11 protein-coding genes are annotated in these 15,964 nt (G+C 65.0%); 3 read left to right on the top strand and 8 right to left on the bottom strand.

Going from position 1 to position 15,964, the window contains the following annotated elements; all coding sequences use genetic code 11:
• Positions 1 to 60: 60 nt before the first annotated feature.
• The 5 genes from DSC_RS02340 to DSC_RS02320 form a co-directional block, all read right to left on the bottom strand.
• Positions 61 to 3,018 (bottom strand): amidohydrolase family protein, encoded by a 2,958-nt coding sequence (locus DSC_RS02340; RefSeq protein WP_014159513.1) that lies wholly within the window; start codon positions 3,016 to 3,018, stop codon positions 61 to 63.
• Between the two features lie 34 nt (positions 3,019 to 3,052).
• Positions 3,053 to 4,372, bottom strand: coding sequence for an amidohydrolase (locus tag DSC_RS02335; RefSeq protein WP_014159512.1), 1,320 nt, complete (start codon positions 4,370 to 4,372; stop codon positions 3,053 to 3,055).
• 40 nt (positions 4,373 to 4,412) lie between these two features.
• A complete protein-coding gene (gene ggt, locus DSC_RS02330; protein WP_014159511.1) occupies positions 4,413 to 6,272 on the bottom strand; it encodes a gamma-glutamyltransferase in 1,860 nt (619 codons plus the stop codon).
• A 22-nt stretch (positions 6,273 to 6,294) separates the two neighbouring features.
• On the bottom strand, positions 6,295 to 8,175 hold the full coding sequence (locus tag DSC_RS02325; RefSeq protein WP_083833431.1) for a gamma-glutamyltransferase family protein: 1,881 nt from the start codon (positions 8,173 to 8,175) through the stop codon (positions 6,295 to 6,297).
• A 95-nt stretch (positions 8,176 to 8,270) separates the two neighbouring features.
• The gene (locus tag DSC_RS02320) at positions 8,271 to 11,276 is read right to left on the bottom strand and encodes a TonB-dependent receptor plug domain-containing protein (RefSeq protein ID WP_043290337.1); all 3,006 of its coding nucleotides are present in this window, start codon (positions 11,274 to 11,276) and stop codon (positions 8,271 to 8,273) included.
• Between the two features lie 317 nt (positions 11,277 to 11,593).
• Here DSC_RS02320 and DSC_RS02315 point away from each other — a divergent pair, with 317 nt between their 5' ends.
• Positions 11,594 to 12,235 (top strand): HAD-IA family hydrolase, encoded by a 642-nt coding sequence (locus DSC_RS02315; protein ID WP_043290336.1) that lies wholly within the window; start codon positions 11,594 to 11,596, stop codon positions 12,233 to 12,235.
• Between the two features lie 4 nt (positions 12,236 to 12,239).
• Complete coding sequence (locus DSC_RS02310; RefSeq protein WP_014159507.1) at positions 12,240 to 13,364, top strand: trans-sulfuration enzyme family protein; 1,125 nt, start codon at positions 12,240 to 12,242, stop codon at positions 13,362 to 13,364.
• Between the two features lie 123 nt (positions 13,365 to 13,487).
• Here the strand turns inward: DSC_RS02310 and DSC_RS02305 are convergent, their stop codons facing one another.
• The 3 genes from DSC_RS02305 to DSC_RS17340 all read right to left on the bottom strand — a co-directional run bounded on the left by DSC_RS02305 (position 13,488) and on the right by DSC_RS17340 (position 14,925).
• Complete coding sequence (locus DSC_RS02305; protein WP_014159506.1) at positions 13,488 to 14,066, bottom strand: YceI family protein; 579 nt, start codon at positions 14,064 to 14,066, stop codon at positions 13,488 to 13,490.
• 99 nt (positions 14,067 to 14,165) lie between these two features.
• Positions 14,166 to 14,756: a malonic semialdehyde reductase gene (locus DSC_RS02300; RefSeq protein ID WP_014159505.1), complete on the bottom strand. Its 591-nt coding sequence runs from the start codon at positions 14,754 to 14,756 to the stop codon at positions 14,166 to 14,168.
• Positions 14,757 to 14,802: 46 nt separating this feature from the next.
• Positions 14,803 to 14,925, bottom strand: a complete 123-nt coding sequence (locus tag DSC_RS17340) for a hypothetical protein (RefSeq protein ID WP_274377827.1) — start codon at positions 14,923 to 14,925, stop codon at positions 14,803 to 14,805.
• On the opposite strand from DSC_RS17340, the gene DSC_RS02295 reads away from it, so the two are divergent.
• Positions 14,924 to 15,877: a mitochondrial fission ELM1 family protein gene (locus tag DSC_RS02295; RefSeq protein ID WP_014159504.1), complete on the top strand. Its 954-nt coding sequence runs from the start codon at positions 14,924 to 14,926 to the stop codon at positions 15,875 to 15,877. The genes DSC_RS17340 and DSC_RS02295 overlap by 2 nt on opposite strands.
• Positions 15,878 to 15,964 lie beyond the last annotated feature (87 nt).

Raw genomic sequence — 15,964 nt, 5'->3', positions numbered from 1 at the left:
GCAGCAGGAATTCAGGACCACCGGCCCGGAATACCTGGCCGCAGTCCGTCCACGCTGACGCTATGGCAGCGGATGTACCAGGTCTTCGACATCGAACATCCGGCCGTTTGCAATCACCTTGCGCACGTTGGTGGTGTTGCCGATGTCCTGCAGCGGGTCGCCCTCGATCAGTACGATGTCGGCCAGCTTGCCCGCTTCCAGCACGCCGGCGTCCAGGCCCAGTACCTCGGCCGGAGTGGCGGTGGCCGAGCGCAGCGCCTGGAACGGAGTGAAGCCAGCCTCAACGTAGGAGGCGATCTCCGCGTGCAGGTTGATGGCGATGGGGGTGTCGGTGCCGGCGGTGATGGTGCCGCCGGCGTCAGCCACGGCCTTGATTCCCTTGGCGGTGCCGAGCATGGCATCGCGGAAGCGCGGCGGGATGCCCGGGTTGTCGCGCACGCCGTCCTGCGCCCACTGCGGGTACAGGCCCACGCGCGGGTCGGCGCGCAGTTGCGGATGGTCCTGGAGGAAGCCGGCCAGCGCGCCGAAATTGGTCGGCGTCAGGCCGCGCTCGGTCTTGCCAAATAGGTCGTGCACGTCCTGGTAGACGCGGCCCAGCGAGGCCTGCTTCGGCGAGTAGCCGCGGCGGCTGGTCGCACCCATGTGCTCGGTGTGGTCGACCCCGCTCAGCGCCGCCGGATAGATCTCGTGGGTGGTCACCGGCACGCCCATCTCCTGATGGGCGAACTCGACCAGGCGGCGCTGCTGAAGGTCCGGCAGGCGCACGTAGCTCTTGAGCAGGTCGTACTGCAGTGCCTTGGAACGCGCCAGCTCCTTCTCCAGGTGCGCCGGGCCGGACAGCGCCGTGCCCATCTTGTAGTAGACCCGCTGCCATTCCAGCAGGTGGCCGGTGGCGTACATGCGCGGGCCGATGCGCACGCCGGCTTCGCTGGCCTCGCGGTCCTCGACGCCGTGATAGGGCTGGTCGCCGGGATTGCGCACGGTGGTCACGCCCCAGGCCAGCCAGGCCCGGTGCATCGCCTCGCCGAAGTCGCGCATCGGGTGGGCGTGGAACTCGATCAGGCCCGGCATCGCGGTCAGCCCGGGCGCCTGGATCACCCTGGCGTCGCCGTGGCGCGCCGGGTCGTGCGCGCCGAACCAGCTGATGCGGTTGCCGTCGATGACGATGTCGACGTCGTGCAGCAGCCTGTCGTGCTTGCCGTCGAAGGCGCGGCCGGCGTGGATCACGGTGCGGCCCTTGGGCACGTCCAGCACGTAGCTCAGGTTCGGCGGGACCTCGGCGATCGCGCCGGTCTCGATGTCGATGGTCTTCAGGGTGTCGTCGCTCTGAAACAGCAGCGTGCGCGAATCCCCGGCCCAGCTCGGCGAATGCGCGATCTCGGAAGTGACGCTACGCGGCGGACCCAGCGGCTCGCCAGCCGGCGACACCGGCCACACCCGCAGCTCGCCCTCGTAGACCGCCGCCATCCTGGTGCCGTCCGGCGACCACACCGGGCCGGCGCCGCCGCGGGTGTCGATGCTCAGGTCCGGGATCGGCGCGTACCAGGCCGATTCGCCGCTGCCGTCGGCCTTGATCACGAAGATCTGGTTGGTACCCTCGCGGAAGCTCTTGGAATACGGCGAGGACAGCGACAGCGCGATGCGTCGACTGTCGCCGGACCACGTCGGCCGACCAGGCTGTCCCAGCGATGGTTGGATCCGGCTGATCGCGCCGGTTTCAACCTGGACTACGCACAACCCGGCCACGCCCCACATGCCATCGACGTCGATGAAGGCGATCTTCCTGCCGTCCGGCGACCACACCGCTTCCAGCGGCTGGGTGTCGATGTTGGTCAGTTGCCGGTCCTTGCCGGTCTTGAGGTCGCGGATCCACAGTTGCTGCAGCCTGCCGCCCTTGTCCGAGGAGTACACCAGCTGGCCGCCATCCGGCGAGAACGCCGGATCGACTTCCATGTAGCGGTCGCTGGTCAGTCTGTGCGGCGTGCCGCCCAGCGGCTGCAGCCACAGATCACCCAGGGCGACGAAGGCCACCGACTTGCCGTCCGGCGAAATCGCTGGGCGGACAATGCCCAGCGCCTTGCGTGGTCCGGTCGAATCGAAATCCCGTTTGTGCTTGGCATATACAGGCTTCTGCGCCTTCAGCGTGGCGCTGAATTCGACCGTCTCGAGCCTGTTGCCGGCGCGCTTGCGGATCTTGCCGTCGGAGACGTAATAGTAAACGCCCCCCTTGGCCCACCCGACGCGGAACGGAAACACGTTCTCCTCGCCGGTGACTGGCGTGCCGTCGATTTCCAGCCAGCTGCGGCCATTGTGACCGACCACGTAGGACAGCCTGCCCTCTGGCGAATATGCCGGTGCGTCGACCACCCCCCCAAACTTGCGCAACAGGGTTTCCTGCTTGCTTGCAAGGTTCGCCGAGTACAGTGCGGAAACCTCCTCGCGCACGCTGGTGTAGACCACGCTGCCGCCATCGGCCGAGAACGCCGGGCGACGATCCTCGTAAGGGCTGTGGCTGACCTGTTCAAGCCTGCCCGTGGCCAGCTCCAGGGTCCAGATGTCGTAGCTGGCATCGCGACCAGGCGTGCCACGGTCCGAGGCGAAGGCGATCTTGCTGCCATCCGGCGAGAACACCGGCTCGCGGTCGTCGAACGCGCCCCAGGTCAGCTTCCACGGCTTGCCGCCGTCAGGCGAGATCGCCCACAGGTCGTAACCGCCATCGCGGAAGGAGAAGTACGCCAGGGTCTTGCCATCCGGCGACCATGCCGGCTGGCGCGCATCGTCGTACAGGTCACCGATCAGTTTCGCTTCGCCGCCGCTGGCCGGTACCAGCCACAGCGCGCCCTGCAGGTCGGTCGCCAGCCACTTGCCGTCCGGCGACACGGAGACCGACATCGAGGTGCCCTCATGAACCTTCACATCCAACAGCTCTGGCGCACCGGTCACGCCGCTGGAGGATCCGGCGGGGCCAGCGAGGGCGAACGCGAGACCGATGGCCGACAGCGCTGCGGGAAGCTTCATCTGGATTTTCCTACCGAAAAATGGTGGACCGGCATCAGTCGTTCATCACGTTGAAGACCGCCGTCGTCATCGCGGTCACTGCCGTGCTCAGCGTCGGCCCCGGAACCGGCGCGAAGTTCGGATTGTGGTTGGAAACCACCTTCTCCACGTCCAGTGGCGTGCCATCGGGCTTGAACAGTGCCGGGTCGTAGCCGCCCACCCCGAAATACATCGACGACTTGAACTCCCTGAGGAACAGGCCATAGTCTTCGCTGGCAGTTCCACGCTTGCCAGCCACGGTGCGCATCTGCCCGTCCATTCTGGAGAATGCCTGGAACGTCCGGTCGTACAACGCTGCATCGTTGACGACGTTGGTATTGCCGGAACGGATGGCGATGTCCGCCTCCGGTGCCCCGGCCTGGGCGACGATCGTTCGAGCCGTCCGTTCGATTCCGGCCAGCAGTTGCTCGCCGACCTCCGACTCGTACCAGCGCACCGTGCCGGAAACACTGGCCGAATCCGGGATGACGTTGCCAGCCGTGCCGCCTGCAATCATGCCGATACTGACCACGCCAAAGGCTTGCGGGTCTTTCTCCCGGCTGATCACGGTCTGCACATCGGTGATGAATTTTCCGACCATGACGATCGGGTCGATGGTGGCATGGGGACGGGAGCCATGTCCGCCGCGACCGTTGAAAGTGATGTTGAATCCTCCGGCAAACGAATTCATGTCGCCCTTTACCAGCGATACCGTGTCATAAGGACCCGCACCCACATGCAGGGCGAAGGCATGGTCAGGCAAGCCGAAGCGCGCGAATATGCCGTCGTCCAGCATCGCCTGTGCACCGCCCCTGCCCTCCTCGGCGGGTTGGGCAACGAACATCAGCGCACCATGCCAACGATCCTTCAGCGCGACCAACACTTGCGCCGCCCCCACCCAGGCGGCCATGTGGATGTCGTGGCCACAGGCATGCATCACATGGCTTTGGCCACCGTTGTAGATGGCCTTTGCCTTGCTGGCATACGGCAGACCGGTCGATTCCCGCACCGGCAGCGCATCCATGTCGGTCCGCACCATGACCAACGGACCCTCGCCGTTCTTCATCAAGGCGACCACCCCGGTCTTGCCGACTTTCTCGGTGACCGTAAACCCCAGCTTGCGCATCTCCCTGGCCAGGATGGCCGACGTGCGCACCTCCTCCATTCCCAGTTCCGGATTCTGGTGGAAATCCTTGTACTGAGTCACCCAGGTGTCGAGATTCCCCTCGATGACCTCTGCCAGCTTTCGCTTGTAGCCGGCGTCGATTTCGGCGGACAGGACCGTACCGCTGCCCCCGAGCGCCAGTATCGCCATGCACACCCTGAGCATCTTCATCGCTTCCTCGCTTCATCGGTCGGTTGAAGGTGGGAGTGCCTCACCACCCGATCGCGTAACCGGCACGGCGCGGATCGGCACCGGCGCTCATCGTGCCGTGCGCTTGATCGACAGCGATCCCTTGCATGCCCCCCACGCCCGGCGTGTACTGATCCAACATCTTCAGCGTGTGGCCTTTGGCCTCAAGCGCTGACAGGGTCGCCGCCGGAAAGCGCGATTCCATCGCAATCTCGATGAGCGCACCTGGTTTGTAGAAATTGGGCTGGGCATCCAAACGCAGCCGCGGCGCCTCGATGGCCCGCTGAATGTCCAGGTCGAATTCAAGCACATTCAAAATGCCCTGGAATTGCGTCTGCCCGATGCTTTCGCCCCCCGGCGTGCCGATGGCCAGCACCAGCTGGCCGTCCTTCAGCACCACGATGGGAGAATTGTTCAATAGCGGCACCTTACCGGGTTCCAGCGCATTGACGTTGCCTGGATACGGCGAGATGGAACCCAGGCGCATGCCGTTGTTGAGCAGCAGGCCGGTTCGCCCGGCGACCACACCGGCGCCGAATCCGCCTCCCACAGTTGGCGTGCACACCAGCGCATTGCCGAACCTGTCGACGATCGAAAAGCTGGTGGTGTCAGGGTCGCTTCGATTGACTTCCGGCCAGCGCTTCCCGCGCAGGTTGTCACGCCCGGCCAAGGCCAGTTCCGCCTTGTCGGGCCTTCCAGGTTGCGGATAGGCCATCGCCCCGTGCGGCGAGATCAGTGCGCGCCGCTGCGCGGCATATTCCTTGGACAACAGTCCTTGCCACGGCACCTGGACAAAAGCCGGATCGGCGACATATCGGTAGACGTCCGACTTGGCCAGCTTGATGCTTTCAGCGATCAGGTGCAGGGCGTCTGCACTCTGATAGCCCATGCCGCGCAGGTCGAAGGCCTCGATCAGGTTGAGCTGCATCAAGACCTCGATGCCGCCACGGCTGGCGTCACCGTTGGCGTAGACATCGTAGCCACGGTAGGTGGTATGCAAGGCAGGGCCCCAGCGCGGCTTGTAGGCGGCCAGGTCCTCAAGCGAGATCAAACCACCCTCCCGCCGAAAGAAAGCGGCGATTTCCTTCGCGATATCGCCTTTGTAGAACCTGTCGTATGCGGCCTTCAATGCAGCCGAACGGCTCGCACCAACAGCCAGCGCCCGCTCTTCGACCTCTACCAACTTCCGCAGGGTGGCCGCGTACTGCGGCTGACGGAACATTGCCCCTACTTCCGGGACCGCGCCATCGGGCAGGAAGACTTTTGCAGTGGACGGGATCTTCTCGATCTGCGCCTTCTGCCTGCCGATGCTGGCAACCAGCGAGTGATTGGCCGGATGCCCTTGTTCGGCGTAGGCAATGGCCGGTGCAAGGACCTGTTGCAGGCTCAGGCGACCGTGCTTGTCCAACAACTCGATCAGGCCACCGATCATTCCCGGGGGCATCGAGGCCAGCGGGCCGTGGTCCAGCTGTTCCGCGGTCAATTGTTCGGGTTTCACCGCCAGCGGCGCAGCGGCGTGCATCGCCAGCGAATAGACCTGCTTGGTCTTGTTGTCGAAGAATACCGCATAGCCGTTTCCTCCGATCCCGGAACTTTGCGGTTCCACGACGTTGAGTGTCGCCGCAACGGCCACCGCGGCATCGGCTGCATTGCCGCCCTGCGCCAGCACACTCGCCCCTGCCGCCGAGGCCAGCGGGTGGGCAGTGGTCACCAATCCCTCGATGCCCGGAATCGCCGGACGATATGCCGACAAACCCGCATGTGCGGCGGAATCACCCGTGTCCTGTGCCACTGCACTACCGACCAGGCCGACCGCAATGCCCAGCAAAACCACCCGGATGGCATCCGCTGGCTTACCCATGCTCTTGGGTATCTGCATCATTGCGCCTTTCCTCTTGTCGAACTCAGTAACCGTCAACGAAGCGTCCGCGGCGCGGATCGGCGCCGCCTTCCAGGTGGGTGCCAGCGAGTTCGATCACGGATGGCGCAGATGCATTGCTCCACGGCCCGCGCACGGTCACGTCATGGCCCTTGGCTTTGAGCGCCTCGACTGTCCTTACATCAATACGGCTTTCCAGGTTCAGGTCCCCCGGCTTGTATTCGTGGTTGCCGAACGAGGCATGAAGCGCGTTGGTCTGGAAGCGCGGCGCTTCCACCGCCTGCTGCGGAGCCATGCCGAACACGATCATGTTCAGGATGACCTGCAGCATGGCCTGGTCCTGATTGTCACCACCCGGCGTACTCACCACATAAACCGGTGTGCCATCCCTGATGATAATAGTGGGGCTGAGCGTGATGCGCGGACGCTTGCCCTTGGCCAACACATTGGGATGGCCTTCCTGCAGCACGAAGGATTGCAATCGCGTTCCGAAGGAAATGCCGGTGTCGCCGGCCTTCACTGATGGCAGCCAGGCGCCGCTGGGCGTGGCCGACAATACATTGCCTTCCTCGTCCACCACGGCAAGGCTGGTAGTGTCCTTTACGTCCAGCGGCTCCTTGCCCTCATCTGGCAGCGGGCCGCCGTAGCCGGGGATATCACCAGGCAACGAGTGCAAAGCCGCTTTGTTCGGGTCGATCAGCTTGCGCCGCTGCGCGGCGTATTCCTTGGATAACAATACCGCTTCCGGCACATTGGTGAACTTCGGGTCACCATAGAATTTGTCCCGGTCGGAAAAGGCCAGTTTTGCCACCTCGGCCAGCGTGTGCAGGTATTCCGGCGAGTTATGGCCCATTGCCTTCAGGTCGTAGCCTTCCAGGAGATTGAACATCTCAAGCATCACCGGCCCCTGTGTCCAGAACCCCGGCTTGACTATTTCATAGCCATGGAAAGTGCAACTGCGGGGCGTATCTATCTCTGCCTTGAACGCGGCAATGTCGCTGTAGCGCACCAAACCGCCATTTTCTTCGGAAAATCTACCCATTTTCCTGGCTACCGGACCGCGATAGAAATACTCCCGTACCGCGTCGATCCCAGTCCGGCGTTCGGCGCCGGCCTCCTTTTCGGCTTGCACCATCGCACGCAGGGTCGCCGCCAATTGGGGCTGCTTGAAGATCTCACCGGCCTGCGGCAAGCGCCCTTCAAAACCGGAGGTAAAATAAGTCCATGAATTGGGCCATTGGCGCAACATGGCTTCGTCGCGCTTCAAGGTATCGGCCAGCACCTCTGTCACAGGGAAGGCATCGGCGAGTTCGATCGCCGGCTGCGCCACTTGCGCAAAACGCATGGTGCCGAACTCACGCAAGGCCAGCAACGCACCATCGACCATGCCGGGTGTGGTAGTCGCCAAGATGCCCTGTGAAGGAATCGGCGGTTTGCGAGCTGTCTTCTCCCACGGAAGAGGTGCGCGCTTGCTGTAGAAATCAGTGGTCGCCAACGCCGGCGCCGTGCCCACCCCGGACACCACGCTGACCGGCCTGTCCCTCATCTTGATCAGGATGGGCGCTTCGCCTCCCATGCTGAAATGGTCTTCCTCGGTGACGGCAGCGGCCAGCATCGCCGCCACCCCGGCGTCCACGGCATTCCCTCCCTGTCGCAAGATGCGCAGGCCGGCCTCGGTGACGAAGTTGTTGCCGCCAGCAACCATCGCGTGCATCGAGCGTACTTGCGGAAACATCGTTTTCTCAGGCGCCAGCATCGGGAAGCCACGCACCTGCTCCGGGAAATCCGGTGGCGGCGAGGCTTGCTGGGCCCTGGCCGCCGGCCCCGATACTGTAATCGATACCGCCCACAATGACAGCGCGCCGAGCTTCACTATACCGCTGACCATGTGGCCGACCCCCGACATGCAAACCAAAAGGTGGCGCCGTCACGCATGGCCGGTGACCTCGCGCTGCGGCGGCAACGAAACCACGGCATCACCTCACCCGGCATTGCCGACGATCACCAGGTCTTCTGGATGCTCATGTAGTAATAGGCACCATAGGGTTCATACACGCTGGCCAGATAATCCCCACTCGAATTGAGGGGGGGATCCTTGTCAAAAAGATTGCGCGCGCCGGCTTCCACCGAGAATCCATTGAGGAAGTCCTTGGTGAAATCGCGCTTAACAGAAAGATTCCAGCGCTGGGTGGACGGCACCACGAAATCGCTGCCGTCGCCATACAACCCGTACACTACACTGTCGGTATACTGGTCGCGCACGCGTACCGTCCAGTTGTCGTACTTCCATACTAGCGTGGCGGAGGCCTTCCACTCTGGCTTGACCCCAACGTTGGCGCTGTATCTGCCCACCAAGTTGGTGGCGCCGATGGAGGAGATCATCAGGTTTAGTAGGCCGGCGTCAATGGCCGACTGGATCAGCGCTTCCTCGACGGTGGGGTCTTGGGTGTAGCTCTTGATGCGGGCGGCATTGATGATCAGCGAGAAATCGCCCCAGGCCGTGTCACGGAGGCGCCAATCGAAGGTGTAGTCCACGCCTTCGGCATTGATCGGGCTCATGTTGGTGTAGGTGGCGTTGACGTAGTTCACCTCACCCACCGGATCCAGGCCGGAACCGGAGAACTGGGCGATGTCAGCCTCGGTGGGGTCGAAACGGACCACGTTCGGGTTGTAGCTGCCTTCGACCACGCGCAGATAAGCGTCGTAGTAAAGCGCGTTCTGGTCATTCAACATGCCGATCGGATTCTCGATCTCGATCTTCCACCAGTCCATTCCGAAGCTGAACTTGCCATACGTGTCAGGGATGAAATCCGGACTGAAGACAAATCCATAGGAATAGTTCTTGGAGAGCTCCGGCTTCAGCTCCTGGTTTCCGGTACGCACCGAGCGCACGGAATAGTTCTGTGAAATGCCGGTGCCAGGGAGCGCATTTGCCGCATCGCAACTCAGGTAATCGTCATAGGAAGCGCCCGCGACCAGGGCCGCGCACCGTATCGCGTCGTCGTAACCATTGAAGCGATACAGCACCGAAGAATTCACCAGCTCCAGATTCGGCGCCTTGAATCCCTCTGAAACCGAACCACGCAACAACAGGCTGTCGTTCACCTGCCAGGCCAGGGCCAGCTTGGGCTTTGCCACATCGCCGACGTCCGAATAACTCTCGTAGCGGCCGGCCAGCTGGACATCCAGTGATTTTACCAACGGGATATGCTGATCGGCGGACACGAACGGCACAGCCACTTCCACGAAAGCGGACTTCACGTTGCGGCTGCCGTAGGAATCCGGCGTGGAGCTGTGGCCAAAGAAGTTGCTGTCGTACACGGTACCGGTGTACCAGTCGGTGTACTTGTAGGTGCCGTCGATGATCGTGTCGCGGTTGTCGCGCAGCGACTCGTAGCGGACCTCCACGCCGGCGGCCAGGCCGATGTCGCCGGCATACCACGAAAACAGGTCGGGGCGGTTGATCTTAAAGTCCCATAGCGCCAGTTCCGCGGTGGTCTTGCGATGCGTGTGCACCATGAAACTCGACGCGTCGCTGGGGGTCTGATCGCCGGTGCGCGTGCCGCCGCCGTTGAACGGGTCGTAGCTGCCGTTATTGACCGCGTCGACGAACTTGCTTACGTCCACGCCGACCATGTCGTCGTCGGCATGCGACTTGGAATACAGCAGCGCGGTCTCCCAGTTCCAGCCGCCGTCGGTCCAGCCGCGCAGGCCGACCAGAGCGCGCGTCTGGTAGTTGTCCACGCGCACCGGGCGGATGCCGCCGTCGGCGATCAGGTAGTTGGAAATGCTAATGGCGTCGGCGCCGGCGGCCAGGGCTGCAGGCACGGTGGCAACGGAAGTGTCAATGTAGGTTGGTTGGGTGGTACTGGTGGATGCTGGGCTTATCCATGATTTCGACTTAGCCTGGTAGTAGCCCAATTCACCGAACAGCTGCAGGTTGTCGGTCAGGTCGAAACGCGCGTTGCCGAAGAAGTTGCCGCGCTTGATTCCTGGCGAGAGGGTCAGCCCGGGTATGGCATTGGAATCGACCAGCACTGCCGGCCTTGCGCCGGTGACGGCTTCCCCATTCGCATTGACAGTGTAGTAGCCGCCCGTGGTGGTGCCGTCGCTGTACTTCTGAAACCGACCATACGGGGTCGTGGTACTCAGCCCGCTATCGGTGCCACCGGGAACCAGCGACCCGTCCGGACGTCGGGTACGGCCGGAAGTGGCGGTATACCACTGGTCGCTGAAGTACTGCGGCGTCCTGTGCGAGAAGTTGTACATCACCGAGACGTTGCCTCGCCCTTCGGCAAAATCATGACCGAAATAGCCATTGAGTTGATAATCTTCGCGATGGCTTCCGGAGACAGTGCCGTACTCGAATTGCACGCCGCCGCCATCGGCAAGATTCTGCCGGGTGACCACGTTGACCACGCCAGCGATGGCGTCGGAGCCGTAGATGGCCGCTGCGCCGTCTAGCAGCATGTCCATGCGCTCCAGACCAAACATTGGGATGGCGTTGGAGTTGTAGGTGGTGGTGGAAATGGCGCCGTCAACCGTGGCGGTGGTCGGATGTATCACGCTGCGACGGCCATTGATCAGCAACAAGGTATTTGATGCACCAATGCTGCGCAGGCTGATCGAGCCGATGTCACCGCGAGCGGCATTGCTGTTGCCGCCACCAAGCCAAGTCGGATTCCAGGTGACATCCCCCATCTGCGGCAGGCTGCGGATCAGTTCATTGCCGTCTGTCGCGCCCGTGGCATCCAGCTGTTCGGCATCTATCGAGATCACTGGCAACGCAGCCTGGGCCCCTCCGCCGGCGATCTGAGAACCGACCACGGAGACCGCATCCAGCTGCTTCGGCTTGGACTTCTCATCGGACACAGCCTGCGCCTCGGCCGCCGCGGCGCCGAACGCTACCGATTGCAGTGCACTCACCATGGCAAGCGTGAGCAACCGCAACGGAGAAACACCATGCGGCACGCCAGCGGCACGTTTGCGGACACGTCTGGAACTCATCGCATGCTCCGTGAACTTCCATGGATGAAAGGAAGGCTTGTTTTCAAGCGCACATGTACCCCGCAATGAACATACTTCGATCGCCACATGCCCGGGTCGGTCGCGGCGGGTAGGTCCCGCCTTGCTGGGTAGGCAGACCGTCCACGGCGGCCGCAGCGCCGCCCACCCGCAACCCAAGAACCGCCGCGAACCCACCAGCACGCGCGTGCCACAGGCGACCTACCGGCGGGGAGTGGCTATCCTCGAGCGCTGGTCTTCCCCCACCCCCGAACTGCCATGACGTGCCCTTGCCCACGCGCCCGCCGCGCCCTGCCCGCATGACCCGGCTCGCGCGGCCGCGCCGGCGTCCACCTGCCTTGGTGCTGTTCGACCTGGACGACGTACTGGCCAGCTACGACCGCCGGGTGCGCCTGGTCGAGCTGGCCCGGCGCAGCGGCACCAGCCCGGCGGCGGTGCAGGCCGCGCTTTTCGACTCGGGGCTGGAACACGAAGCGGACATCGGCCTGTGGCCCCCGCAGGACTACGCCGATGAACTCTCGCGCCGGCTGGGCGCGCGCCTGACCCTGCAGGACTGCATCGCTGCGCGCACGCTGGCCACGTCGGCCGAACCGGCCATGCTCGCGCTGGCCGGCGAAGCGGCCCGGCGCACCCAGGTGGCGATCTTCACCAACAACGGCCCGCTGCTGACCCTGCACCTGGAGCGCATCTGCCCGCCGCTGTTTCCGCTGTTTGCCGGGCGCGTGGTCGGCGCCGGCGATGTCGGCATCGCCAAGCCTTCAGCGCAGGCCTACCTGCGCTGCGTGGCGCTGCTGGACGTGGCGCCGGCCGACACGCTGTTCATCGACGACCGCGACGAGAACCTCAGCGGCGCGCGCGCCGCCGGACTGGATGCGATCGGCTTTTCCAATGCGGCCACCCTGGCCCGCGTGCTGCACTTCTACCACCTCACCGGAACCTGATCCCATGCGCCTTGAAACCCTCGCCGTCCATGCCGGCGGCGAATACGACCCTGAAACCGGCGCGGTCACCCCGCCGATCCACCTGGCCACCACCTTCCGCCACGGCCCGGCGGCCGAGCGCATCGCCGGCTATGAATACCAGCGCGAGGGCAACCCGACCAACGACCGCCTGCGGGCGGCGGTGGCGGCGCTGGAAGGCGCCGCCCAGGCGATCACCTTCGCCTCGGGGATGGCCGCCATCAGCACGCTGCTGGACACCCTGCGCCCCGGCGCGCGGCTGATCATCCCCGATGACTGCTACGCCGGGCTGCGCCTGCTGGCGGCCGAGTTCCTGCCCGAGCGCGGCGTGCAGGTGCTGCGCCTGGACCTGACCGACCTGACCACGGTCGGCGCCGCCTGCGCCAACGGGGTCGACGTGATCTGGGCAGAGACTCCCTCCAACCCGATGCTGAAGGTCTGCGACATCGCCGCGCTGGCCGAGTTGGCACACGCCCATGGCGCGCTGCTGGTGGCTGACAACACCTTCGCCTCGCCGGTGCTGCAGCAGCCGCTGGCGCTGGGCGCGGACATCGTCATGCATTCGACCACCAAGTACTTCGGCGGCCACAGCGACGTGCTGGGCGGTGCGCTGGCGTTCGCGCGCGAGGATGCGCTGTACCGCGCGGTGGCCCATCGCCTGCACATCACCGGTGCGGTGATGGCGCCATTCAACGCCTGGCTGACCCTGCGCGGCTGTCGTTCACTGCCGGCGCGCATGGCGCTGCATTGTTCCAATGCCAGGGCGCTGGCCCAGTTCCTCAGCGTGCAACCGCAGGTCCAGGCCGTGCACTACCCCGGCCTTGCTTCGCATCCGGCCTACGCGCTGGCCAGGCGCCAGATGCGCGATGGTGGCGGCATGCTCAGCGTGCAGATCAACGGTGGCCGCGAGGCGGCGCTGGCGGTGGCCGGCGCGCTGCAGATCTTCACCAATGCCACCTCGCTGGGCGGCTGCGAATCGCTGGTCGAACATCGCGCCTCGGTCGAAGGGCCTGCGCCGGTGACGCCGCAGAACCTGCTGCGCGTCTCGGTCGGGCTGGAGCACATCGACGACCTGATCGGCGACTTCGCCCAGGCGCTGGCCAAGGCCTGACGCCCGTCATGTGGGAGCCGATTCATCGGCGATGACGCACACAGCAACGCCGCCGGCATCACCCCCCGGCGGCGTTGCTGTTTTGCAGATGGGGCCGATGCAATCACCGGCCCCATCGCGACATCACTTGGCCTTCGGCACGTCGGCTTCGGTGGTGATGGTCAGCTTCACCTCGTCGCTGACCATCGGCGCGTAGGCGCCCAGGCCGAAATCCGAACGCTTGACCATGGCGGTGGCGTCAAAACCGATCGAGGCGGTCTTCTTCACCGGGTGGTCGGCGGCCTTGTTCAAGGTCACATCCAGCACCACCGGCTTGGTGATGCCCTTGATGGTCAGATCGCCGGTGACCTTCAGCTTGTCCTTGCCGGCTGCTTCGACCTTGGTGCTCTTGAAGCTGGCAGTCGGAAACTTGGCCGAATCGAAGAAGTCGGCGCTGTTGAGATGGGTGTTGAACTTGTCGGTGAACGCTTCCAGGCCGCTCAGCGGCAGGGTGACGGCCACGCTGGAAGCAGCCACGTTGGCCGGGTCGTAGGTCAGGCTGCCATCGACATCACCAAAGTGCGCGCTGGGGTTGGAAAAACCGAAGTGGCTCCAGCTGGCGATCACGTCGGTGTGGGCAGGGTCGAGCGTGTAGGTGGTCGGGGCGGCCAAGGCCGGGGCGACCAGGGCGGACAGGGCGGCGGCGAGCAGGAACTTGCGCATGCGAAGATCTCCTAGTGTGGTGTGGCGTGGTGTGGCGTGGTGTGGCGGCGAAGGGAACAGCATTGACGTTGCTGTCAGGTGAAGCCAAACAACTGCGCGTCAGACGATCCGCGCAGCCTCATCGAAGGACAACCGTGGCAGACGCGGAAACACGCCGGCAGGATCGCCATGGCCCAGGTTGACCAGGAAGTTGGACTTGATCGAAGTCCCGGCAAAGAACGCGGCGTCCACCAGTGCGTTGTCGAAGCCGGACATCGGCCCGGCATCCAGGCCCAGCGCGCGTGCGGCCAGGATCAGGTAGGCGCCCTGCAGGCTGCCGTTGCGCAATGCCGTTTCCACCCGCCCTTGCTGCGGGCCATCGAACCAGGCCCGGGCATCGGCGTGCGGAAACAGCCTGGGCAGCTGCTCATGGAAATCCAGGTCGTGGCCGACGATCACCGTCACCGGTGCGGCCATGGTCTTGTCGACGTTGTTGGCCGCCAGCGCCGGCTTCAGCCTGGCCTTGGCCTCGGGCGAGGTGACGAACACCAGGCGCGCCGGCGCAGCATTGGCCGCGGTCGGTCCCCACTTCATCAGCGCGTACAGCGCGCGCAGCTCGGCCTCGGTGACCGGCTGGTCGGTGAAGGCGTTGTGCGTGCGGGCACTGCGGAACAACTGGTCCAGCGCGGAAGCATCAAGGCTTTGGGACATCGGGCAACTCCGGCACGAAGGATCGAAGGCGCGCGGTACGGCGGCTTCACCCCACGCCGGGCGGCAGTGTAGGGTGTGGCCACAGCTGCAGCACCAAGGCGATCCGCAACGGATTGTTTTGCAGAACAATCCCGCCCGCATCGAGCCTTTCTGTTTCGTCATCACCCATGACTTCCCCGGCGCATACCTGGACCCTGACCGACGGGCATGCCGGCAACGTGCGCCAGGCCACCGCGCTGGCCCGCGCCCTGGGCCTGCCCACGCGCGACTGGGTGCTGCAGGCGCGCGCACCGTGGAAGCAGCTGGCGCCGCGCCTGCTGCCCGGCAGCGAGCACGCCTTCGGTCCTGGCTTCAACGCGGCGCTGGCCCAGCCGCCGGCCCTGGCGATCGGCTGCGGGCGCCAGGCCGCGCTGGCCACGCGGTTGCTGCGCACCGGCGGCGCGCGCGCGATCCAGATCCTCGATCCGCGCATCTCCACGCTGCACTGGGACCTGGTCATCGCGCCCAGCCACGACCGCCTGCGTCGCCCCAACGTGCTGACGTTGCTGGGCAGCCTGAACCCGGTGGACGAGGCATGGCTGGCCGATGCGCGCCGCCGGTTTTCGCACCTGGGCCGCCTGCCCGGCCCGCGCACCGCGCTGCTGGTCGGCGGCCCCAGCGCGCACCTGCGCCTGGGTGTGCCCGACATCGACACCATCCTCGCCATGCTCGATGCGGCCGTGCGCAACGAAGGCGGCACGGTGATGGCCACCACCTCGCGACGCACCCCGGCCGAGCTGGTGGCCCGGCTGCGCCGCCACTACGCCGACGGCCCGCACCTGCTGTGGTGCGAGGAGCGTGATGGCGTCAATCCCTACCCCGGCCTGCTGGCCTGGGCCGAGCGCATCGTGTGCACCGCCGATTCGGTCAACATGCTGTCCGAGGCCTGCGCCACCGACGCGCCGGTGTTCGTGCACGCCCCGCAGCGCGCCAGCGGCCGCCTGCAGCGCTTCCTCGGCGCGCTGGCCGAACGCGGCCGCATCCACGCGCTGGCCGACGGCCTGGCGCCCTTTCCGGTCACACCGCTGCGCGAGACCGCACGCATCGCCGAACAGGTCAGGCAACGCCTGGCGATCGGATAGGAGCAGGCTTGATCTGCCTGCCACGCGCCGGCAGCACATGGGCTCGCTCCTTCTCCCCCGCCTGCGAAGATGCCGGCAGGGCAGATG

It is taken from the genome of Pseudoxanthomonas spadix BD-a59 (genome assembly GCF_000233915.3).
In the GTDB taxonomy this organism is placed as follows: Bacteria; Pseudomonadota; Gammaproteobacteria; order Xanthomonadales; family Xanthomonadaceae; genus Pseudoxanthomonas_A; species Pseudoxanthomonas_A spadix.
Note: the sequence above shows the minus strand (reverse complement) of the source record. Positions and strands in the feature narration are given on the sequence as shown.

Bases quoted from the DNA above. Each gene is read 5' to 3' on its own strand.
- DSC_RS02305 (WP_014159506.1), bottom strand. From the start codon at position 14,066: ATGCGCAAGTTCCTGCTCGCCGCCGCCCTGTCCGCCCTGGTCGCCCCG.
- ggt (WP_014159511.1), bottom strand. From the start codon at position 6,272: ATGATGCAGATACCCAAGAGCATGGGTAAGCCAGCGGATGCCATCCGG.
- DSC_RS17340 (WP_274377827.1), bottom strand. From the start codon at position 14,925: ATGGGTGATGACGAAACAGAAAGGCTCGATGCGGGCGGGATTGTTCTG.
- DSC_RS02295 (WP_014159504.1), top strand. From the start codon at position 14,924: ATGACTTCCCCGGCGCATACCTGGACCCTGACCGACGGGCATGCCGGC.
- DSC_RS02320 (WP_043290337.1), bottom strand. From the start codon at position 11,276: ATGAGTTCCAGACGTGTCCGCAAACGTGCCGCTGGCGTGCCGCATGGT.
- DSC_RS02325 (WP_083833431.1), bottom strand. From the start codon at position 8,175: ATGTCGGGGGTCGGCCACATGGTCAGCGGTATAGTGAAGCTCGGCGCG.
- DSC_RS02310 (WP_014159507.1), top strand. From the start codon at position 12,240: ATGCGCCTTGAAACCCTCGCCGTCCATGCCGGCGGCGAATACGACCCT.
- DSC_RS02300 (WP_014159505.1), bottom strand. From the start codon at position 14,756: ATGTCCCAAAGCCTTGATGCTTCCGCGCTGGACCAGTTGTTCCGCAGT.
- DSC_RS02315 (WP_043290336.1), top strand. From the start codon at position 11,594: ATGACCCGGCTCGCGCGGCCGCGCCGGCGTCCACCTGCCTTGGTGCTG.
- DSC_RS02340 (WP_014159513.1), bottom strand. From the start codon at position 3,018: ATGAAGCTTCCCGCAGCGCTGTCGGCCATCGGTCTCGCGTTCGCCCTC.
- DSC_RS02335 (WP_014159512.1), bottom strand. From the start codon at position 4,372: ATGAAGATGCTCAGGGTGTGCATGGCGATACTGGCGCTCGGGGGCAGC.